At 69.5% G+C, this 19,587-nt stretch carries 18 protein-coding genes; 6 read left to right on the forward strand and 12 right to left on the reverse strand.

Translation table 11 applies throughout. The features are described from left to right. The 4 genes from ACOQFS_RS02035 to ACOQFS_RS02050 all read right to left on the reverse strand — a co-directional run. Positions 1-1,163: cache domain-containing protein (locus tag ACOQFS_RS02035; protein WP_421561322.1), on the reverse strand; the 1,163-nt coding region annotated here is incomplete at its 3' end. A 237-nt stretch (positions 1,164-1,400) separates the two neighbouring features. After that, entirely contained in the window at positions 1,401-2,471 is a 1,071-nt protein-coding gene (locus ACOQFS_RS02040) for a permease (protein WP_421561323.1), read from the reverse strand. Positions 2,472-2,557: 86 nt separating this feature from the next. After that, a complete protein-coding gene (gene purM / locus ACOQFS_RS02045; RefSeq protein ID WP_421561324.1) occupies positions 2,558-3,631 on the reverse strand; it encodes a phosphoribosylformylglycinamidine cyclo-ligase in 1,074 nt (357 codons plus the stop codon). 54 nt (positions 3,632-3,685) lie between these two features. After that, positions 3,686-4,897: an MFS transporter gene (locus tag ACOQFS_RS02050; RefSeq protein WP_421561325.1), complete on the reverse strand. Its 1,212-nt coding sequence runs from the start codon at positions 4,895-4,897 to the stop codon at positions 3,686-3,688. 272 nt (positions 4,898-5,169) lie between these two features. Here ACOQFS_RS02050 and hda point away from each other — a divergent pair, with 272 nt between their 5' ends. From hda to folK, 4 genes are read left to right on the forward strand one after another with little or no spacing between them, the layout of a single operon-like run. Continuing rightward, a complete protein-coding gene (gene hda / locus ACOQFS_RS02055; protein WP_421561362.1) occupies positions 5,170-5,871 on the forward strand; it encodes a DnaA regulatory inactivator Hda in 702 nt (233 codons plus the stop codon). Between the two features lie 33 nt (positions 5,872-5,904). Further along, positions 5,905-6,597 (forward strand): HAD family hydrolase, encoded by a 693-nt coding sequence (locus ACOQFS_RS02060; protein WP_421561326.1) that lies wholly within the window; start codon positions 5,905-5,907, stop codon positions 6,595-6,597. Beyond that, the gene (gene pcnB / locus ACOQFS_RS02065; protein WP_421561327.1) at positions 6,594-8,234 is read left to right on the forward strand and encodes a polynucleotide adenylyltransferase PcnB; all 1,641 of its coding nucleotides are present in this window, start codon (positions 6,594-6,596) and stop codon (positions 8,232-8,234) included. Before ACOQFS_RS02060 ends, pcnB begins: the two co-directional genes overlap by 4 nt. Before the next feature lie 36 nt (positions 8,235-8,270). Continuing rightward, positions 8,271-8,786 (forward strand): 2-amino-4-hydroxy-6-hydroxymethyldihydropteridine diphosphokinase, encoded by a 516-nt coding sequence (folK, locus tag ACOQFS_RS02070; RefSeq protein WP_421561363.1) that lies wholly within the window; start codon positions 8,271-8,273, stop codon positions 8,784-8,786. A 133-nt stretch (positions 8,787-8,919) separates the two neighbouring features. Here folK and ACOQFS_RS02075 read toward each other — a convergent pair whose 3' ends face one another. The 4 genes from ACOQFS_RS02075 to ACOQFS_RS02090 form a co-directional block, all read right to left on the reverse strand. Then, on the reverse strand, positions 8,920-9,906 hold the full coding sequence (locus tag ACOQFS_RS02075; protein ID WP_421561328.1) for a tripartite tricarboxylate transporter substrate binding protein: 987 nt from the start codon (positions 9,904-9,906) through the stop codon (positions 8,920-8,922). Between the two features lie 95 nt (positions 9,907-10,001). Then, the gene (locus ACOQFS_RS02080; RefSeq protein ID WP_421561329.1) at positions 10,002-10,691 is read right to left on the reverse strand and encodes a response regulator transcription factor; all 690 of its coding nucleotides are present in this window, start codon (positions 10,689-10,691) and stop codon (positions 10,002-10,004) included. After that, positions 10,688-12,850 carry a PAS domain S-box protein gene (locus ACOQFS_RS02085; protein ID WP_421561330.1) on the reverse strand — a complete coding sequence of 721 codons (2,163 nt, stop codon included), beginning with the start codon at positions 12,848-12,850 and terminating at the stop codon, positions 10,688-10,690. The genes ACOQFS_RS02080 and ACOQFS_RS02085 overlap by 4 nt, the downstream gene beginning before the upstream one ends. A gap of 43 nt (positions 12,851-12,893) precedes the next feature. Next, the gene (locus ACOQFS_RS02090; protein ID WP_421561331.1) at positions 12,894-13,961 is read right to left on the reverse strand and encodes a CDP-6-deoxy-delta-3,4-glucoseen reductase; all 1,068 of its coding nucleotides are present in this window, start codon (positions 13,959-13,961) and stop codon (positions 12,894-12,896) included. Between the two features lie 71 nt (positions 13,962-14,032). On the opposite strand from ACOQFS_RS02090, the gene ACOQFS_RS02095 reads away from it, so the two are divergent. Further along, on the forward strand, positions 14,033-14,992 hold the full coding sequence (locus ACOQFS_RS02095; protein ID WP_421561332.1) for an NAD-dependent epimerase/dehydratase family protein: 960 nt from the start codon (positions 14,033-14,035) through the stop codon (positions 14,990-14,992). On the opposite strand, the gene ACOQFS_RS02100 is transcribed toward ACOQFS_RS02095, so the two are convergent. The 4 genes from ACOQFS_RS02100 to ACOQFS_RS02115 all read right to left on the reverse strand — a co-directional run bounded on the left by ACOQFS_RS02100 (position 14,977) and on the right by ACOQFS_RS02115 (position 18,748). Next, a complete protein-coding gene (locus ACOQFS_RS02100) occupies positions 14,977-15,678 on the reverse strand; it encodes a DUF4124 domain-containing protein (RefSeq protein ID WP_421561364.1) in 702 nt (233 codons plus the stop codon). The two genes, ACOQFS_RS02095 and ACOQFS_RS02100, sit on opposite strands and share 16 nt — an antisense overlap. A gap of 134 nt (positions 15,679-15,812) precedes the next feature. Further along, positions 15,813-16,385: a hypothetical protein gene (locus ACOQFS_RS02105; protein WP_421561333.1), complete on the reverse strand. Its 573-nt coding sequence runs from the start codon at positions 16,383-16,385 to the stop codon at positions 15,813-15,815. Positions 16,386-16,701: 316 nt separating this feature from the next. Next, positions 16,702-17,661, reverse strand: coding sequence for a chemotaxis protein (locus ACOQFS_RS02110; protein ID WP_421561334.1), 960 nt, complete (start codon positions 17,659-17,661; stop codon positions 16,702-16,704). A 184-nt stretch (positions 17,662-17,845) separates the two neighbouring features. Continuing rightward, positions 17,846-18,748 (reverse strand): LysR family transcriptional regulator, encoded by a 903-nt coding sequence (locus ACOQFS_RS02115; RefSeq protein WP_421561335.1) that lies wholly within the window; start codon positions 18,746-18,748, stop codon positions 17,846-17,848. 117 nt (positions 18,749-18,865) lie between these two features. Between ACOQFS_RS02115 and ACOQFS_RS02120 the strand changes: the two genes are divergently transcribed. Next, on the forward strand, positions 18,866-19,507 hold the full coding sequence (locus tag ACOQFS_RS02120; protein ID WP_421561336.1) for an NAD(P)-dependent oxidoreductase: 642 nt from the start codon (positions 18,866-18,868) through the stop codon (positions 19,505-19,507). Positions 19,508-19,587 lie beyond the last annotated feature (80 nt).

A 19,587-nucleotide genomic window follows, 5' to 3' on the forward strand; every position in this document is an offset into this window, starting at 1 on the left:
CGGCCCTGCTCGCCCGCGCGGGCGGCCTCGACGGCGGCATTGAGCGCCAGGATGTTGGTCTGGAACGCGATGCCTTCGATCACGCCGGTGATGTCGGACACCTTGCGCGACGATGCGTCGATGGAACCCATGGTCTGTACCACCTGCTCGACCACCGCGCCGCCCTTGCGCGCCACCTCGGAGGCCGCCTGCGCCAGTGCGCTGGCCTGGCGGGCGTTGTCGGCGTTCTGCTTGACGTTGGACGTCATCTCCTCCATCGATGCTGCGGTCTGCTCCAGCGCGCTGGCCTGCGACTCCGTGCGGGCCGAGAGGTCGTGGTTGCCCGCCGCAATCTGTTGCGAGGCGCTGGCGATGTGCTCGGTGCCGTTGCGCACCTTCTGCACGATGCCGTGCAGCGCGTCGCGCATGGTCTTCATGTCGTGCATCAGGCTGGCGCTGTCACCCGCGCGTGTGGTCACGGCCACCGACAGGTCGCCTTCGGAGATCCGGCGGGCGATGCCGCGTGCATGGCCCGGCTCCCCTCCCAGCTGCTGGATCAGGTTGCGCGCAATCAGGGTGCCGATCAGCAGCAGCACGCCGCCCAGCAGCACGGCCAGCACCCCGAAGCGCATCGCCCGCTGCAGGATGGCGGTGTCCACCGTGTCGATGTACACGCCCGAGCCGATCACCCAGCCCCAGGGCGCGAAGCCCTTCACGTACGAGGTTTTCTCGACCGGCGTGTCGCTGCCCGCCTTGGGCCACAGATAAGGCACGAAGCCCGCGCCGCTCGCCTGCACGGTGCGCACGAACTCCACGAACAGCTGCTTCCCCTTGGGGTCCTTGTTGGCGGTGAGGTCCTGCCCATTGAGCTCGGGGCGGATGGGGTGCATCACCATGCGCGGGTGCATGTCGTTGATCCACAGATACTCGTTGCCGCTGTAGCGCACCGCCTGGATGGCCGCCGCAGCGCGTTTGCGGGCCTCGTCGTCGGGCAGGGCGCCCTTGGTGCTGAGCTCGTGGAAATGGGTGGCGATCCCGTGGGCGGTTTCCACCACCTGGCGCACGCCGGCCTGGCGCTCCTCCAGGATCAGCTGGCGTTCGGACACCAGGAACCACGCGGTCATGAGGATGATGCCCAGGATGGCGCTCGCCACCAGAAGGGCCAGTTTGCGTGCGATGGTCATGAAAGGCCTCTTGAAACAGAACAAAAAAACAGGCGTTCATGGGACACATCGGTCTGCCGAATTCCCAGCAGCCGGTGATGTCGGGGTCAGGATACTGCCCGGTGCGCAGGCCACGGCGTGGCAATAACCCGCAGGGGCCAGCGCTGCCGCACCGCCGGAATGCGACGCAATGGCAAGCAGGAAAAGGAAGGATGGCCGCCCCGGCGCGGGCCGCGTGCGCGGGGGGGCGGACGGCGTCTAGACCAGCTGCGCCGCCACCAGTTCTTTCTTCAGATAGGCGTAGAACAGGGGGGCCGCCACCAGCCCTGCCGGGCCGAAGACGGCCTCGGCGGCGAACATCACCGACAGCAGCTCCCACACGCCCATCTGCGTGCGCCGGCCCACCACCTTGGCGTTGATCACGTATTCGGCCTTGTGGATCAGGATCAGAAAGCCCAGGCAGGCCGCCGCCGCGAGCGGCGACACCGACAGGCCCACGATGGTGAGCACCACGTTGCACACCAGGTTGCCCACGATGGGCACCAGCCCGGCCACGAAGGTGAAGGTGATCAGCACCGGCGTGTAGGGCAACTCCATGTTCCACAGGGGCAGCACGAACAGCAGGAACAGCGCGGTGAGCAGCGTGTTGAAGGCCGCAATCCAGAACTGCGCCGCGACGATCTGGCGGAACGCCTCGCCGAACAAGGTGATGCGCTGGCGCAGCTGGACCGCCAGCGGGCCCCGGGTGCCGCCGACCGGGCGCACGGCCGCCAGCGAGCCGATCAGCAGCCCCACGTAGGCGAACAGCACCCCCGCCAGCCAGGCGCGCCCGGCCATGGCCAGCGCGCCGGCCTTGGCGCCCAGGTAGTTGGCGATCACGCGCTGCAGCTCCACCGCGCCATCGGGCAGGTGGCTGGCCATGTCGGGCGGCAGCTTCAGGCGCAGCTCCAGCACCGTGCGGGCCATGTAGGTGAGCAGTTCCTGGTACTGGTGCGGCGCCGCGACGAGGTAGCCGCGCGAATGGGTCAGGCCCACGCCCAGCAGCACCAGGGGCAGCAGCATCACCAGGGCGGCGGCACACACCTGCGCCATGCGCAGCGTGCGGGGCCCGGCCAGGGCCTGGCGCTGCACGCGCAAGGCCAGGGCCGTGAACCAGCGCGTGAGCGCGCGGGTGAGCAGAAAACCCAGGCACACGCACAGCAGGCCCGGCAGCAGGCCGCGCCACATCACCAGAAGCAGCACGCCGGCCATCAGCACATAGCTGGCCACCACGATGCCCTGGGTCGGGGCGCGCGGCGGTGGCGACGGGGACGGGATCGGGTCAGTCACGCTGCGGCGAGTCTCCAGGGCGGCAGGGCACCGGCACGGCCCGGCGCTGCCCGCGCCATGCCCACGCCGTCCTGCGCTGCCTCACGTCAGGCCACCACCACGGCAGCGCCGTCGCCGCGCGCCGCAATGGTGCCAATGGCGTACACCTGCTCGCCCGCCGCACGCAGCGTGGCGGCGGTGGCGTCGGCAGCGGCCGCATCCACCACCACCACCATGCCGATGCCGTTGTTGAAGGTGCGGTTCATCTCGATGTCGTCGATGCCGGCAGTCTTCTGCAGCCAGGCGAACAGCTCGGTCTGCGGCCAGCTGCCCTTCTTCAGGTGGGCGGCCGTGCCTTCGGGCAGCACGCGGGGAATGTTTTCGAGCAGGCCGCCGCCGGTGATGTGGGCCAGGGCCTTGATGCCGCCGGGCGATGCGGCATCCTCGGAGTGCGGGTGGGCTGCCAGCGCGGCCAGCACGTTCTTCACGTACAGGCGGGTGGGCTCCATGATGGCCTGCTTGAAGGGCTTGCCGTCCAGCGTGGCGGGGGCGCTGTCGCCCGCGCGCTCGATGCACTTGCGCACCAGGCTGAAGCCGTTGGAGTGCACACCGGCCGAGGCCAGGCCCAGCACCACGTCGCCGGGCTTCACGTCGCGGCCCGTGAGGATCTTGCTCTTTTCGACCGCGCCGACGGCAAAGCCGGCCAGGTCGTATTCGCCAGCGGGATACATGCCGGGCATCTCGGCGGTTTCGCCGCCGATCAGCGCGCAGCCGCTCAGCTCGCAGCCCTTGGCGATGCCGCCCACCACGGCGGCGGCGGTGTCCACATCCAGCTTGCCGCAGGCGAAGTAGTCCAGAAAGAACAGCGGCTCGGCACCCTGCACCAGCACGTCGTTCACGCTCATGGCCACCAGGTCGATGCCCACGGTGTCGTGCATGTTCCATTCAAAGGCCAGCTTGAGCTTGGTGCCCACGCCGTCGGTGCCGCTCACCAGCACCGGTTCCTTGTAGCGCTTGGGCACCTCGAACAGCGCGCCAAAGCCGCCAATGCCTGCCAGCACGCCCTCGCGCATGGTCTTCTTGGCCAGCGGCTTGATGCGCTCGACCAGCGCGTCGCCCGCGTCGATGTCGACGCCGGCGTCTTTGTAGGAGATGGGGGTGGAGGGGGCAGAAGAGCTCATGGGAAGGTGCTTTGGTGCAGGTAGGCCCGTTGTGCGGGCTGGAAGCCGGAGATTTTAAGGGCTTGGACCGGGGTGGCCCGCAGCGCCCGCCCGCGCGTGCCACAGCACACCCAGCAAGGCCAGGGTGCCGAACACCCCGCCCGCCACAAAGGCGGCGCTCGCGCCCCAGCGGTCCCACAGCAGGCCGGCCAATGCGCTGGCGAACAGCAGGGCCACCCCGCTGACCAGGTTGAACATGCCAAAGGCCGTGCCGCGCAGGTCGGCAGGCGCGGCGGCGGCGACCATGGTGGCCAGCAAGCCCTGCGTCATCGCCATGTGCAGGCCCCACAGCGCAATCCCCAGCCAGGCGGCCGCCCCGCTGCCGCGCCATGCCAGCAAGGCGTCGGCAGCCACCAGCACCACCAGGCCCCAGGCCAGCAGGCGCGTGTGGCTGGTGTGGTCGGACAGCTTGCCCAGCGGGTAGGCGCCCAGCGAGAACACCAGGGCCATGAGCACCAGCGGCAGGGGCGCCAGGGCCAGGGGCAGCCCGTCCTGCTGCAGGCGCAGCACCAAAAAGGCCTCGCTGAAACGGGCCAGCGTGAAGGTGGCGCCCAGGGCCACCACCCACCAGTAGCCGGCGGACAGGCGGCGCAGGTTCTCGCGGCGGATGGGGTTGGTGCGCGGCAGCCCGGCGGGGCGCTCGGGCTCCTTCACGCCGAACACCAGCACCACCATGCACAGCGCCGCGGGGATCACCGCCACCCAGAAGATGGCGCGGAAATCGTTCGCCCACAGCACCATCAGCCCCATGGCCAGCAAGGGGCCGAGGAAGGCGCCCACAGTGTCGAGCGACTGGCGCAGCCCGAAGGCCGCGCCGCGCTGCTCAGGCGGGGCCAGGTCGGCCACCAGCGCGTCGCGCGGTGCGGCGCGAATGCCCTTGCCCACGCGGTCCAGCAGCCGCGCCGCCACCACCAGCCCGGCGGTGGACGCCAGCGCGAACAACGGTTTGGACAGCGCGCCCAGCCCATAGCCCAGCACGGCCAGCGGCTTGCGCTTGCCCCACCAGTCGCTCAGCGCCCCCGAAAAGATCTTGAGCACCATGGCGGTGGCCTCGGCTGCGCCTTCGATCAGGCCCACCGTGAGCATGCTCACGCCCAGCGCCGTGACCATGAAGACCGGCAGCAGGCTGTGGATCATCTCGGACGAGACGTCCATCAGCAGGCTGACGAAGCCCAGCGCCCAGATTCCGGCGGGCAGGCGGCGGGGCGCGACAGTGTCAGGGGCCATGGCGGGTGCTGGCCGGGGGGGCGCCCGGCAGAGACTAAAATCGCGCGTATTGTCGCTGTGGAATGCTCACTTTTTGTGCATTCCTCGGCCGCCACGGCCCGCCGTGAGCCCCCACTTCCGTTGCATCGCCGGCCCCAGTCATCCCGGGCCGGACGCCTTCCACCTTCACCTGCCGCGATGTTGCTGCCGATCCTGCTTCCGCCTGCCGATCCCGCACCGCCTGCCATGGGCCGCGGCGTGCCGCCGCCCGGGTGCCGCGCATGATGCCGCCGATGAAGCAGCTGGCGCTGGACATCGGCCTGGCCACCGGCCCCACGCTGGCGCGGTTTTTTGCGGGGCCCAACGAGGCCGCGCTGCAGCACCTGCGGCTGGCGGTGGGCGAGGGCAGCAGCCAGGCGACGCGTTCGCCCGTGCCCACCTATCTGTGGGGCGAGCCCGGCAGCGGCAAGTCGCACCTGCTCAAGGCGGTGCGCCAGGCCCTGCGCGAGCAGCACGGCGGCGCCCTGGGCTGGCTGGACCCCACGGTGGCCGAGCCGCCCGAATTCGACGATGGCTGGGTGGCCGTGCTGATGGACGACGTGCACCTTTACGACACCACCCAGCAGGCCACGGCGTTCAACTGGTTCGTGAACGCGATCAGCCCGGCCAGCGGCAGTCCGCGCTGGGTGCTGGCGGCGGGCGACCTGCCCCCGGCCGACCTGCCCCTGCGCGACGACCTGCGCAGCCGCCTGGGCTGGGGCCATGTGTTCCAGCTGCAGCTGCTGGGCGAACCCGAACGCCGCGCCGTGCTGCGCCAGGAGGCCGATGCGCGCGGCGTGTTCCTGGGCGACGAGGTGATGGACTACATGCTCACGCATTTTTCGCGCGACCTGGGTAGCCTGATGGGCCTGCTCGACCGGCTCGACGCCTTCGCCCTGCGCACCCAGCGCGCCATCACGATTCCGTTGCTGAAAACCATGCTGGAGACGGAATGACGCGGCGTCTCTCTGGCCTTTTTGTGAGTTTGAATGACCTCTGACCCCCGCCGTCTGCGGCTTGCGCTGTTCGACCTGGACCACACGCTGCTGCCGCTCGACTCCGATTACGAGTGGGGCGCGTTCACCATCCGCATCGGCTGGAACGATCCGGTCGAGTTCGCGCGCCGCAACGACGAGTTCTATGCGCACTACCAGGCCGGCACGCTCAACGTGCACGACTATGTGCGCTTTGCCACCGAGGCCGTGCGCCAGCGCGGGCCCGAGGCCGCCGCCGCTGCGCACCAGCAGTTCATGCGCGAGGTCATCACCCCCGCCATCCAGCCGCAGGCGCTCGACCTCATCCGCGGGCACCAGGCGGCGGGCGATGAGGTGCTCATCGTCACTGCCACCAACGAATTCGTGACGGCCCCCATCGCAAGGGCGCTGGGCGTGCCGCAGCTGCTGGCGGTGCAACTGGCGCGTGACGCGAATGGCTGGTACACCGGCCAGATCGACGGCACCCCCACCATGCGCGAGGGCAAGGTCACGCGCATGGAGCAGTGGCTGGCCGAGCGCCAGCTCGGCTGGGCCGACGTGGACAGCACCTTCTACAGTGATTCCATGAACGACGTGCCCCTGCTCGAAAAGGTGAACCACCCGGTCGCCACCAACCCCGACCCGCGCCTCCGCGCGCTGGCCATGGAGCGCGGCTGGCGCGTTCTGGACCTATTCACACCATCATGATCAAGAAGTTCATCGACAAACTGCTGGGCAAATCGGCGCCCAGCACCGCAGGCGGCAAGCCCCATTTCGGCAAGCGCGAGGAAGTGCCGGCCGTTGTCCACGGCATCAACCCCGAGCTGGTGGACCGTCGCGCCGCCGACGTGGTGGCCACGCTCAAGCAGGCGGGCTACGAGGCCTACATCGTGGGCGGCGCCGTGCGCGACCTGCTGCTCGGCCTGCGCCCCAAGGATTTCGACGTGGCCACCAACGCCACGCCCGAACAGGTCAAGGCGCTGTTCCGCCGCGCCTTCATCATCGGCAAGCGCTTTCGCATCGTGCACGTGGTGCACGGCCGGGGCCGAGAGCATGAGGTGATCGAGGTCTCCACCTTCCGCGCCTACCTGGACAACAGCGCTGCCGGGCAGGTCAACGGCAACGAGAAGACATCGAAGGCGCAGCTGGCCGGCATGCACCACGCGGTGGACGCCAGTGGCCGCGTGCTGCGCGACAACGTCTGGGGCCCGCAGGACGAAGATGCCACGCGCCGCGACTTCACCGTGAACGCCATGTATTACGACCCGGTGAGCCAGATCGTGGTGGACTACCACAAAGGCATCCAGGACGCGAAGAAGAAAACGCTGCGCATGATCGGCGACCCCGCCACGCGCTACCGCGAAGACCCGGTGCGCATCATCCGCGCCGTGCGTTTCGCGGCCAAGCTCAGCCCGCTGGGCTTCAGCATCGACCCCAAGTCGGCCGCGCCGCTGGTGCAGTCGCAGGCCCTGCTGGCCGAGGTGCCGCAAAGCCGCATGTTCGACGAAATGCTCAAGCTGCTGCAGACCGGCCACGCCATCGCCACCATCGAGCAGCTGCGCAAGCTGGGCATGGCCCGCGGTATCTACCCGCTGCTGGACGTGGCGGTGGAGCGCGCCGACAGCCCCTTCGTGAAAGCCGCGCTGCTCGACACCGACCGCCGCGTGAACGAAGGCAAGCCCGTGGCCCCCAGCTTTTTGCTGGCCTGCGTGCTGTGGGAAGACGTGCGCACGGGCTGGCAGGAGCGCCTGGCCCAGCGCCAGCACCCGCTGCCCGCGCTGCAGGAGGCCATCGACGAGGTGTTTGACCGACGCATCGGCGACGTGTCGGGCCGGGGCAAGCTGGCCGCCGACATGCGCGAGATCTGGGTCATGCAGCCGCGCTTTGAAAAGCGCGTGGGCAACACGCCCTTTGGCATGGTCATCCAGCCGCGCTTTCGCGCCGGTTTCGACTTCATGCGCCTGCGCGCCGACGTGGGCGAAGTGGAGGAGGCGCTGGCCGAGTGGTGGCAGGATTTTCAGTCGGCCGACGACGAACGCCGCGACGACCTGATGGACCAGGCCCGCGAAGAGCAGCGCGCGCGCCAGAAGGCACAGCAGCCTGTGGCCAAGCGCGTGCCGCGCGCGGCGGCTGCGCCCGCACCCCGCCCGGCGACCGCACCGACCCCCACGGCGGGCGCCCGGGTCGATGCCGCCCCGGCCGACGGCGAAGACATGGAGCTGCCGCCGGACGGCAGCGCACCCAAGAAGCGCCGCCGCCGTCGCCGCAAGCCCACGGGAGGAGCCGGCGGTGCGGGTGGCACGGGCGGGGGGACCGGCGCTGCCCCCGCCTCGGCCGGCGAATGAGTGGCTGACGGAGTGAGCCCCGACGGCAGCATCCGCATGCAGCCGACGCTGGCGTATGTGGGCCTGGGCGCAAACCTGGGTGAGCGTGAGGCAGCCTTGCGCGCGGCGTTGTTGGCGCTGGGCCGGTGCCCCGGCACGCGGGTGCTTCGCGTGTCGCCGCTGTATGGCAGCGCGCCGGTGGATGCGGGCGGCCCGGACTACCTGAATGCCGTGGCCGAGGTGGCGACCACGCTCGAACCCCTCGCGCTGCTGCAGGCGCTGCAGGCCATCGAGCAGGCCGGGGGCCGCCAGCGGCCCTACCGCAACGCGCCGCGCACGCTGGACCTGGACATTTTGTGGTTTGGCGGCCAGGCGGTGCACACGCCCGAGCTCACGGTGCCACACCCGCGCATGGCCGAGCGCGCCTTCGTGCTCCTGCCGCTGTCGGACCTGCTGCCGGGGCAGGTGAGCGCCGACGCGCTGCGGGCGGTGTCTGCGCAGGCCATCCACCGCGTGCGCGATGCCGGGTGGGCCGATGGCGTGGTCGGGCCGGTGGGGGTTGATTGCTCCTGAAATGGGAGCTGCCAGCGCTTGATGGATAAGCGCTGAAGGCCAAAAACATTCAAAAAATTCGGCAGGGCAACCCGCCCGCAACACGCCGCGCTGCGGGCTGCGGGCTGTGAACTGCGGGTTGCCCTGTGCCCCCTCAGTCCACCTTGGCGCCCGAGGCCTTCACCACCTGCTGGTACTTGGCGCGTTCGGCGGCCATGAAGCTGTCGAACTGTGGCGGCGTGGTGGCCACGGGCTCGGCCAGCAGGGCGCCGAAGCGGGTCTTGGTCTCGGGCGCGTTGAGCGCAGCGACGAAAGCCTTGTTCAGCTTGTCGATCACCGGCTTGGGTGTGGCTGCGGGTGCCACCAGGCCCCACCAGGTGTCGATGGCAAAGCCCTTGAACGTGGCCGACAGCGGGGGCACGCCGGGCAGCGAGGACGACGCCTCCAGCGAGGTCACGGCCAGGGCCTTGAGCTTGCCCAAGCGGATGTTGGGCGCGGCGGCGGCCAGGTTGTCGATGTTGAAGTCCACCTCGCCGGCCAGCAGCGCGAGCTGCGCGGGGTTGGCGCCGCGGTAGGGGATGTGCAGCGCAAAGATGCCGGCGCGCTGCTTGAACAGCTCGCCGGCCAGGTGGCCTGCGCTGCCGTTGCCGCCGCTGCCGTAGTTCAGCTTGGCGGGGTTGGACTTGGCGTAGGCGATCAGGTCGGCCACGGTGTTGATCTTCAGCTGATCGGCCTTGGCGGCGTTCATGACCAGCACGTTGGGCACGCGCACCATCTGCGTGATGCCCGCGAAGTCCTTGGCCGCGTCGTAGGGCATCTTGGAGTACAGCCAGGGGTTGACCGCGTGCGTGGCGGTGGCGGCGATGCCGATGGTCAGGCCGTCCGGTGCGGCCTTGGCGATCGCGTCGGCGCCGATGTTGCCGCCCGCACCGCCCTTGTTGTCGATGATCACCGTGCCCAGCGAGTCACGCACGCGCTCGGCCAGCGCACGCGCCGTCACGTCGATGGGGCCGCCGGGTGCATAGGGCACGATCAGGCGGATGGGCTGGCCTGAATCCTGCGCCAGGGCGGCGGGGGAGAACGAGAAAGCGGCTGCGGCTGCGGCAGCGCTGGCGAGGAGGGTGAGGTTTCTGCGGTTCATGGGTGCCATTGTGCAAAAAAATCGTAAGAAAGCTTAGCAAGACCCTGTGGCGGTGTCGTGCAGCCCTCACCTGCACCCTCGCTATGCCCAGCTCCTTACGCCGCGCGCGGCGGGGTGGCAGACAGGCCCAGGTCCTCCACCAGCATGCCCAGCTCGTGCGATGAGCGGATGTCCAGCTTCAAGAAGATGGCCGAGCGGTGCGTGTCCACCGTGCGGGGGTCGATGGGGCGCTCGGGCGTGCGCTGGGTGAGGGCACGGGCGGCTTCCTTGCTGCTGAGGCCCGTGGCCAGCTGCAGGGCCACCTCCTGCTGGCGGGGGCTGAGCGCGTTCCAGCGGTCGCGCTGCGCCCGCCGCCGCTGCGCGCGCTCTGCCGCTTCGGCCGACAGCTGCGCCGCCCTGGCCACGGCCGTCAGCAGCGTGTGCTCGTTGCAGGGCTTCTCCAGCCAGTCCACCGCGCCCTGCTTGACGGCGGCCACGGCCGACGACAGTTCGCCGTGGGCGGAGAGGAACACCACCTTGAGTACGGTGCCCCGCCGCTGCATGTCTTCGAACACCTGCAGCCCGCTCATCCCGTCCATGCGCAGGTCCAGCAGCACGCAGCCCGGCTGAGACAGGTCGGCGGCCTGCAGAAAGTCGGGCCCGCTGCCGAAGCTGAGCGGCAGATGGCCGCGTGCGAGCAGCAGCGCCGCCAGCGAATGGCGCACGCCCTCATCGTCATCCACGATGTACACGGTGGCCGGTGCGGCGGGCTCTGCGTGCCCGGAAGGGGGTGGAGTGTCGGTCATGGTGGTGGGGTGTTGGCGGCTTGCGGCAGCCGGATCTCGAAGATGGCGCCACCGCCATCGCGGTTGCGCGCCAGCAGCTCGCCGCCCATGCTCTCGACGATGGAGCGGCAGATGTTGAGCCCCAGGCCCAGGCCACCTTCGCGGGTGGTGAAAAACGGCTCGAACAGGCGCTCCGCAATTTCGGGCGGCAGGCCCGGGCCCCGGTCCAGCACCTGCAGCAGGGCATGGCCCGTGTCGGCCAAGGTGCGCAGCAACAGTTCGTGCGGCGGCCGGGCGTCGCCCGCAGCGGGGGGCATGGCCTGCATGGCCTGCAGGGCGTTGAGGCCCAGGTTGAGCACCACCTGCTCCAGCAGCACGCGGTCGGCACTCACGCGCAGGGGGTGGCGCGACAGGTCCAGCCGCACGGCCACGCCGTTGCGCCGCGCCTCGGCGCGCAGCAGCAGGGCGAGCGACTGGTCCACCGCAGCGTTCAGGTCGCAGGGCTCGCGCGATTCGGGGTGCTGGCGCACCCAGCGGCGGATGCGGCCCACGATGTCGGCTGCGCGCAGCGCCTGGCTGGACAGCGCGGCGAGGCTGTCGTTCAGCGCCTCGGCCTTGCCCTGCGCGGCCAGCGAGCGCGCGGCGGCAGCGTAGTTCACCAGGGCGGCCAGGGGCTGGTTCAGCTCGTGCGCCAGCGTGGAGGCCATCTCGCCCACGGTGATGACGCGCTGCACGCGCTGCAGCTGGGCTTCGCGCTGCTGCTGCTGTTCTTCGGCGCGCTTCTGGGCCGTGATGTCCACCACCGAACTCATCCAGCCGATGTGCTGGCCCTCGCCGTCGATGAGCCGGGTGGTGTAGAACATGGTGTAGACGTCCGAACCATCGCGGTGGCGCAGCCGGTTCTCGCGCCCCTGGGGCGAAGGCTTGCCTGCCAGCACGGTGTCGCTGTCGTTCCAGTGGCGGTCCAGCTCGTCGGGGTGCCAGTAGGGGTAGGGCGGCAACTGGCCGATGAGTTCGTCCGCGCTGTACCCCACCATCTCGCACATGGCGGCGTTCACGTAGACGATGCGGCCCTGCAGGTCGCGTGCGCGCATGCCCACCAGCAGCGAATCCTCCATCGACTGGCGGAACGCCTGAGCCTGCTGCAGCGCGTGGGTGCGCTCGTGCACGCGCTGCTCCAGCTCGATGCGGGCCTGGCGGTTCTCGCGAAGGCGCCGCTCGCGCAGTTGCCAGTACAGCGCCCCCAGCACCAGCAGGCCCGATGCCAGCGTGGCCAGCGCCCAGGCCTGTCGGCGGGCCTGGGTCACCCCGCGGCTGTCGGCCGTCAGGGTCAGCGTCCAGCCCAGGTCGGGCAAGGGCTCTTCCAGCGCCAGCCATTCCTTGCCGGTGTCCGGCAGGCGCAATTCCATGCCGGGCTGGTCCCTCTGCCGCTGTGCCCTCCACGGCACGGGCTCGGGGGTCCAGCGCGCGCCATACTGTTCGTCGCGCTGCACCTGCAGCACCTCGGCATCACTGAGCGGGCGGGTGGTCTTGTAGAGCCATGCGCCGACCGATCCGAGAAAGATGATGCCGCGCGCATCGGCCAGGAAGACGGGGTCGCGCAGCTGCGCCCAGGTGTCCACGATGGGCTGCATCTGCACCTTCACCGCCACCACGCCGATCACCTCGCCGTTGTCGACCACGGGGGCCGACGCGAACAGGCCTGGCTCGCCCGTGGTCTTGCCCACGCCATAGAAGCGCCCGGCCTGTCCCTGCAGCGCGTCGCGGAAATAGGGGCGGTTGCCGTAGTTCTGGTGTACGAACGAGCTGGGCGTGGCCCAGTTGCTGGATGCCAGCGTGAGGCCCGTGGCGTCCATCACATACAGCGCGTCGGAGCCTGCGTGGGCATTCACCGTGTGCAGGTAGGCATTGGCCGCGCCTTGCAGGTCGCGCGCCTCGGGGTTGCGCAGCAGGGCGGCAATCAGCGGCTGCTGCGCGGCGGTGGCGGGCAGGTAGGTGTACCGGGTGGCCACGCCGCGCAGGGCCAGCGCCTGCACTTCGCCCGAGCGGCGCAGGCTGTCCCATTGTGTTTCCAGCTCGTTGCGCGTGGCCCATTCGCCCGCGCCCCACACCAGTGCCACGGCTGCGGCCAGCGCCATGGCCACCGGGCCTGCATGGCGCAGCCGCTGCAGCAGGGGCATGGCGGCGGGTGCAGTCGGCGTGCCCACGGATTTGCGCGGGGCCTCAGACGCCCTGCTTGTCGGCCTCGGAGGTGAACGAGTCCGCGAAAAATTCTTCTGCAGGCAGGCCCCGGTGGGCGCTGTAGGCGTCGCGTGCCGATTCGACCACGATGGGCGCACCGCAGGCATACACCTGGTGGCCGGAGAGATCGTCAAAGTCGTCCATCACCGCCTGGTGCACAAAGCCCGTGCGGCCGGTCCAGCCGTCTTCCGGCAGTGCATCGGACACCACGGGCACATAGCGCAGCTGCGGCATCTCGGCCGTGCGGGCCTGCAGCCAGTCGTGCATGTACAGGTCGCCCGGGCGGCGGCCGCCCCAGTAGACGACGGCGGGGCGCGTGATGCCCTTGAACTGCATGTGCTCGATCAACGCCTTGATGGGCGCAAAGCCCGTGCCCGAGGCCAGCAGCACCATGGGCTTGGCGGAGTCCTCGCGCAGGAAGAAGCTGCCGAAGGGGCCTTCGACGCGCAGGATCTCCTTTTCCTTCATGGCGCCGAACACATGGTCGGTGAACTTGCCGCCGGGCATGTGGCGGATGTGCAGCTCCACGCCGGGCGAGTCGGCCTGCGTGTGCGGCGCATTGGCCATTGAGTAGGCGCGGCGCGCGCCATCGCGCAGGATGAATTCGATGTACTGGCCCGCGTGGTAGCGAAAGGTGTCTGCGGCCGGCAGCTGCAGCCGCACCTGCATCACGTCATGCGACTTCTTGTCGAGCGTGGACACGCGCACGGGCATCTTCTTGATGGGGTAGGCACTTTCGTCCGTCACCTGGCGCGACTCCAGCACCACGTCCGTCAGCGGCTGCGCGCAGCAGGTCAGCACCAGGCCCGCGGCCTCTTCGTCGGCGGTGAGGGCCTTGGACTGGTGTTCGCCGTGGTGCACCGCGCCGCTGATTTTTTTGCACTTGCACGAACCGCAGGCGCCGTCCTTGCAGCCATAGGGCAGGCCCACGCCGCTGCGAATGGCTGCGGCCAGGATGGCCTCGCCCGCCTGGGCGCTGAAGGCGCGGCCGCTGGGCTGCACGGTGATCTGGAACGCTGCTGCGGTGCCTGCAGCCTCTGCGGTGGTCATGTTGTGGGTATCCTCGGAGTCGTCTCGGTCAAACCAACCGCCCGGCAGGCGCCGGGCAAACGGACTCGATTTTGCCTTCAATACAAAGCCCCCTCGGCGCCCTCCCGGCGCGCTTCCGCCGTGAACGCCTTCTGATCGTGGGCTGCGGTGACGTGGGCCAGCGCGTGGCGCGCGACCTGCAGCGCGGCCCGGGCGCGGGGCGCCTGCAGGTTCTGGCGCTCACCTCCAGCCCCGCGCGCGTGGCCGGCCTGCGCGCCCAGGGCATGCGCCCGCTGGTGGGCAATCTGGACGATGCCGGCACGCTGCGCCGCCTGGCCGGCGTGGCCACCCGCGTGCTGCATCTGGCGCCGCCCCCGGGAGAGGGGGCGGGGGCCGCTTGGTGGCTGGACCCGCGCACCGTGGCGCTGACCCGTGCACTGCGCCAGCGCAGCCTGCCGGTGTCGCTGGTGTATGCCTCCACCAGCGGGGTCTACGGCGATTGCCAGGGCGCCCTGGTGCCCGAGGCACGGCCCGTGGCGCCCGGCACGCCCCGCGCGCAGCGCCGCGTGAACGCCGAGCGCGCGGTGCGCCACCTGGGCCGCGCCGGTGTTCGGGCCAGTGTGCTGCGCATTCCGGGCATCTACGCGCTTGACCGCGAAGGCGGCACGCCCGAGGCCCGCCTGCGCCGGGGCACGCCGGTGCTGTGCGCCGAGGACGATGTGTTCACCAACCACATCCATGCCGACGACCTGGCCCGCGCCTGCATGGCGGCGCTGTGGCGTGGCCGCCCGCAGCGCGCTTACAACGTGAGCGATGACACCGCGCTCAAGATGGGCGATTACTTCGACCTGGCGGCCGACCTGTACGGTCTACCGCGCCCGCCCCGGGTGCCGCGCAACGCGGCCCGTGACCAGCTGCCGCTGATGCTGCTGAGCTTCATGAGTGAATCACGCCGGTTGTGCAACCGGCGGCTTGTGCAGGAGCTGGGCCTGCGCCTGCGCTACCCCACGGTGCACGAAGGCCTGGCAGGCCTCGGTCAGCAGGGCGCCTGACCGCCGTTCGAGCGGCACACACCGCCCTGCCCCGGGAAGCGCCCGGGCCCTGCGCGGGGATAGGTGTTGCCCAGGTTGTCCGTGCAGCGAAAGTCGCCGCACTGCGTGAGATAGGGCGCGGGCTGGGGCCTGACGATGGGCGGAAAAGGCTCTGGAAACACGGCGCGCGGCTGCACCGGGGGCACCACCACCACGCGGGGCTGGTTGGCGCGCGCCTTTTCCACCTCGGCATAACCCTGCGGACCGAGGCAGTCCAGGTCCACCTGGCGCTGCGCGGCATCGAGCCGCAGTTCCTGTTCATGCGCCGACCGCGCCACGCCGCTGGCCACGATGTCGAGGCTGCGGCGTGAGCGCGCGCATTCCGGCGAGCGTGCGTAGTCGTGCGGCTGGGGTGCTGCTGCCGCAGTTTGAGCGGCCCGCGCGCGGGCCCGTTCGGCGTTGCGCTGCGCGGTGGCGTCGGCAGCGGCTGCCTCGGCCTGCAGGCGTTGCTGCCGACGCTCCAGCGCCTCGGCAGCGAGCTCGCGCTCCTGCTGCAACTCCTGCGGGGTCTTGCGCGGCTCCACTTCGCGCACCGACGCGCCACCCGCACAGGTGCCATCGGTGTAGGTCACTTGGCCCGTGCGCGGATCGGTGCAGCGCACCACCTGCGCCTGTGCGCTGGCACTCCAGCCGACCAAGCAGACCATCAACACCAGGGGGGCGCAGCGGAACAGGGTCACGGCAACATGTCTCCGTCGGGTTGGAGTTGTGAGTGTTTTGCGTTGAATGACGGAGCGCGGCAGAACGCGATTCACGGCGACTCAACGCAGATCAACGCAAATCAGGGCTTCTCGCTGCCGTTTTCAAACTGGCGGGAGCGCCAATCCTGCGGGTGTGGTGTATAGGAGCCGGGGGCAATATGGCCCGGGCGGGTATCACGGCCCCGGCCGGCCTCGTAGGCGCGCCGATCACGTTCGGCCTGCTCGCGCTGGCGGCGGTCGGCCTCGCGGGCCTGCTGTTCGCGGCGGTCGCGGTCACGGTCGCGCTCACGGGCCATGCGGTCGCGCTCTGCCCGGTCGCGTTCGCGTTCTCTGGCCAAGCGGTCGCGTTCAGCCCGGTCACGTTCGCGCTCGCGCCAATCGTTGTTGTGGCGATGGTCCCGGTCCCAGCGGTCGTCGGGCCGGTCGCGCCCGCCGTAATAGATCACCGCAGGCGGGGGTGTGGTGTAGGCCGGATAGGTGGAATACCCCGGGCGCACGTAGGTGGGTTGTGGTGTGCTGTAGACGTATCCCGCTTGCTCGTACACACGGTACGGGGTCGAGTCGTAATACGGATCGCCCGGCACCGTGGCGCAACCCGTGACTGCGGCGCCCAGGACCGCAGTGGAAATCAAGCGGGCGAATGTATGTGTCATGGTGTTCAGACTATGGGCAGGGGGGCGCGTTCCTGCCTGTAGGTAAAGCGCCCGAAAAGCCGACCGGCAACCTGTTACATCTTTGCCGCGCCCGCCCGGCGGTGCGCGCAGGCCTTCTGCCATAGCGCACAAGGGCGGCGGACGGTTGACCGGACGAAAGAGCTGAACACTCGACTGCTACAAATTAAATAGCTAAAAACGCTTTATGGGTAAGCGTTGAAGCCACTTTTTGCCAATCATTTCGCGCCAATGACGGTGGCGTCACCCCTCCAGGCTTTTGCTGGCGCCAGGGGTGCGCTGTGGCCGGGCGGCCCCGTCAGCGCGGCAGCACCCGGCGGATGGTTTCGGCCAGGTCTTCGGCGACGAACTTGGCGACGTACCCGTCCGCCCCCACGCTGCGTACATGGTCTTCGTTGGCCGAGCCCGACAGGGACGAGTGGATGACCACGGGCAGCCCGTGGAAACGCGAGTCCTGCTTGATGTTGCGGGTCAGCGTGAAGCCGTCCATCTCGGGCATTTCCAGGTCGGTCAGCACCATGGCCACGCGGTCCAGCACCGTTCTGCCTTCGCTTTCCGCGCTCCGGGCGATGGCATTGAGGCGGTCCCAGGCCTCCTTGCCCGACTTCACCATCTCGTACGGTGCATTCAATACCTTGAGTTCCTGCTCGATGAGTGAGCGCGCAACAAACGAATCGTCGGCCGCCAGAATGATGGTGCCGGGCTTGAGCGTGAGCTTGGCGCCCACCTTTTCCTCGGTCACCTCGTGGCCGTCAGAAGGCGACACCATCTGCAGGATGGCCTCCACATCCAGCACCTGGGCCAGGCGGGATTCATCGGTGTTGCCATCCAGCCGCGCAATGCTGGTGACCAGCTTGCCCTTGGCACCGCTGGTTTCGGCCGACAGCACCTGCTTCCAGTCCAGGCGTACGATGTCTTCCACCGATTCGACCGCGAAAGCCTGGGTGGTGCGCGCGTATTCGGTCACCAGCATGATGTTCAGGCCGGTCTGGGGCTTGCAGCCCACGATGGAGGGCAGGTCGAGCACGGGAATCACCTGGCCGCGCAGGTTGACCACGCCCAGAGAATGCGGCGTGGTGCCCGCGATGGGGGTGATGCTGGGCATGGCCACGATCTCGCGGATCTTGAACACGTTGATGCCAAACAGCTCGGACTTGCCCAGCGCGTTGTCGGTGCCCAGGCGGAACAGCAGCAGCTCGAACTTGTTGGTGCTGGTGAGGTTGGTCCGCTCGTCGATGTCCTGCTGGATGGCTTTCATGGTGGATCCTTTGCGCTGAGAAGAAAGATACGCGCCTTTACAAATTCTAGGACCCAAACGGCGCGCGCAGTGCGTTAAATCTTCAGGCAATACCCGAATAGTGCGCTGCAGCATGCGGGCGTGGCGGTGCCGTCACACCGGCGCCCGGGCGGCGGGCCCGGCAATAAAAAACCGATGGGAACAATCAGTCCGAAATGCCCGGCACCTGCCGCAGGTAGGCGTGCAGTGCCGCAATCGCCTGGCGCACCTTGGCAGGCTGCGCATCGCGCTGGGGCGTGACGGCCCAGATGTCGAGCGTGCCAAACGACCATTCGGGCAGCAGTTGCACCAGCCGCCCGGCCTGCAGCGCCTCGTGGGCGTCCATGCTGCCCACCAGCGCCAGGCCCAGCCCTGCCTCGCACATCTGCTGGATCGACAGCTGGTTGTTGCTGGCAATGCGCGGCTCCACCCGCAGCACGCGGGGTTCGCCCGCCGGGCTGCGCAGGTCCAGCAGCAGCCCACCCCCTTCACGCGCAAAGCCCAGCCAGCTGTGCGTGAGCAAGGCATCGGGGTCGCGCGGTGCGCCATGCTGCGCCACCCACTGCGGCGACGCCGCTAGCAGCCACTGCATGCCGCACAGCCTGCGCGCCGCCCAGCTCGAATCCGGCAGCCGCCCAAAGCGCACCGCCAGGTCGATGCGGGCGTTGATGAGGTCGATGGCCGCGTCGTCCACCAGCAGCCGCAGGCGCAGGGCGGGGTGGGCCGCCAGCAGGTCGCCCAGGGCGGGGGCGATGTGGCGTGCAAACCCCACCGTGGCCGACAGCCGCAGCTCGCCGCTGGGCTCGTCGCGCGATGCTGCGAGCTCTGCCCGCGCCTGCTCGGCCGCCGCCCACATGGCAGCGCAGCGCGCGTGGTAGCGCTGGCCCGCCTCGGTCAGCGCCAGCTTGCGGGTGGACCGGTGCAGCAGCGTCACGCCGCCATCACGCTCCAGCTGGCGCACCTGCTGGCTCACGGCCGAGGTGCTCATGCCCAGGGCACGCGCGGCGCCGCTCATCGAGCCGTGCTGTACCACGGCGGCAAACACCGCCATGCGTTTCAAGTCATCCATGGGTGCTGGTTGATTGTGAAGTGCAACTTCAAAAAGAAAGCGGATTTCGCCCTCTACTGCCCGCTTTGACAAGCTCTTATTCTCACGCCATCGCAACTCTGAACACAAGGAAACGCCATGAACATCGCCCTGATCGGTGCCACCGGCTTCGTCGGATCGGCCGTGCTGAACGAACTGCTGCGGCGCGGCCACCGCGTCACTGCGCTGGTGCGCAGCCCTTCCAAACTCACGGCCCGGGAAGACCTGACCGTGGTGGCCGGCGACGCGCAGGACGCCGCCCAGGTGGCCCAGGCTGCGTCGGGGCACGACGCGGTGGTGAGCGCCTACAACCCCGGCTGGTCGGTGCCCGACATCCACGACCAGTTCCTCAAGGGCACGCGCGCCATCATCGACGGCACCAAGCAGGCCGGCGTGCGCCGCCTGCTGCTGGTGGGCGGTGCGGGCAGCCTGTTTGTGGCGCCTGGCGTGCAACTGGTCGACACGCCCCAGTTCCCGGCCGAATGGAAGCAGGGTGCCCTGGCCGCGCGCGAGGCGCTGAACTGGATCCGCACCGAAGGCGCGCTGGACTGGACGTTTCTGTCCCCTCCCATCCTGCTGCAGCCCGGCGAGCGCACCGGCCAGTACCGCCTGGGCGAAGACGCGCCGCTGATGAACGGCGACCAGCCCGGCAGCATCAGCGTGGCCGACCTGGCCGTCGCCATCGTGGACGAACTGGAAACGCCGCGTCACCTGCAAAAGCGGTTCACGGTGGCGAACTGAGGCGCTGTGCGGGGAACGCCCCGCCCGGGATGTTCGTGGAGCCACGAAGAGACCGGGACGTGCAGCAGGGCCGGGGGCGA

Origin of the sequence: Paracidovorax sp. MALMAid1276 (genome assembly GCF_049198005.1) — a bacterium.
GTDB lineage: Bacteria > Pseudomonadota > Gammaproteobacteria > Burkholderiales > Burkholderiaceae_C > Acidovorax.

Coding starts and splice junctions, on each gene's coding strand:
- purM (WP_421561324.1), bottom strand. CDS start 3,631: ATGAGCTCTTCTGCCCCCTCCACCCCCATCTCCTACAAAGACGCCGGC.
- folK (WP_421561363.1), top strand. CDS start 8,271: ATGCAGCCGACGCTGGCGTATGTGGGCCTGGGCGCAAACCTGGGTGAG.
- ACOQFS_RS02085 (WP_421561330.1), bottom strand. CDS start 12,850: ATGCCCCTGCTGCAGCGGCTGCGCCATGCAGGCCCGGTGGCCATGGCG.
- pcnB (WP_421561327.1), top strand. CDS start 6,594: ATGATCAAGAAGTTCATCGACAAACTGCTGGGCAAATCGGCGCCCAGC.
- ACOQFS_RS02060 (WP_421561326.1), top strand. CDS start 5,905: ATGACCTCTGACCCCCGCCGTCTGCGGCTTGCGCTGTTCGACCTGGAC.
- ACOQFS_RS02050 (WP_421561325.1), bottom strand. CDS start 4,897: ATGGCCCCTGACACTGTCGCGCCCCGCCGCCTGCCCGCCGGAATCTGG.
- ACOQFS_RS02080 (WP_421561329.1), bottom strand. CDS start 10,691: ATGACCGACACTCCACCCCCTTCCGGGCACGCAGAGCCCGCCGCACCG.
- ACOQFS_RS02090 (WP_421561331.1), bottom strand. CDS start 13,961: ATGACCACCGCAGAGGCTGCAGGCACCGCAGCAGCGTTCCAGATCACC.
- ACOQFS_RS02075 (WP_421561328.1), bottom strand. CDS start 9,906: ATGAACCGCAGAAACCTCACCCTCCTCGCCAGCGCTGCCGCAGCCGCA.
- ACOQFS_RS02105 (WP_421561333.1), bottom strand. CDS start 16,385: ATGACACATACATTCGCCCGCTTGATTTCCACTGCGGTCCTGGGCGCC.
- ACOQFS_RS02115 (WP_421561335.1), bottom strand. CDS start 18,748: ATGGATGACTTGAAACGCATGGCGGTGTTTGCCGCCGTGGTACAGCAC.
- hda (WP_421561362.1), top strand. CDS start 5,170: ATGAAGCAGCTGGCGCTGGACATCGGCCTGGCCACCGGCCCCACGCTG.
- ACOQFS_RS02120 (WP_421561336.1), top strand. CDS start 18,866: ATGAACATCGCCCTGATCGGTGCCACCGGCTTCGTCGGATCGGCCGTG.
- ACOQFS_RS02100 (WP_421561364.1), bottom strand. CDS start 15,678: ATGGTCTGCTTGGTCGGCTGGAGTGCCAGCGCACAGGCGCAGGTGGTG.
- ACOQFS_RS02110 (WP_421561334.1), bottom strand. CDS start 17,661: ATGAAAGCCATCCAGCAGGACATCGACGAGCGGACCAACCTCACCAGC.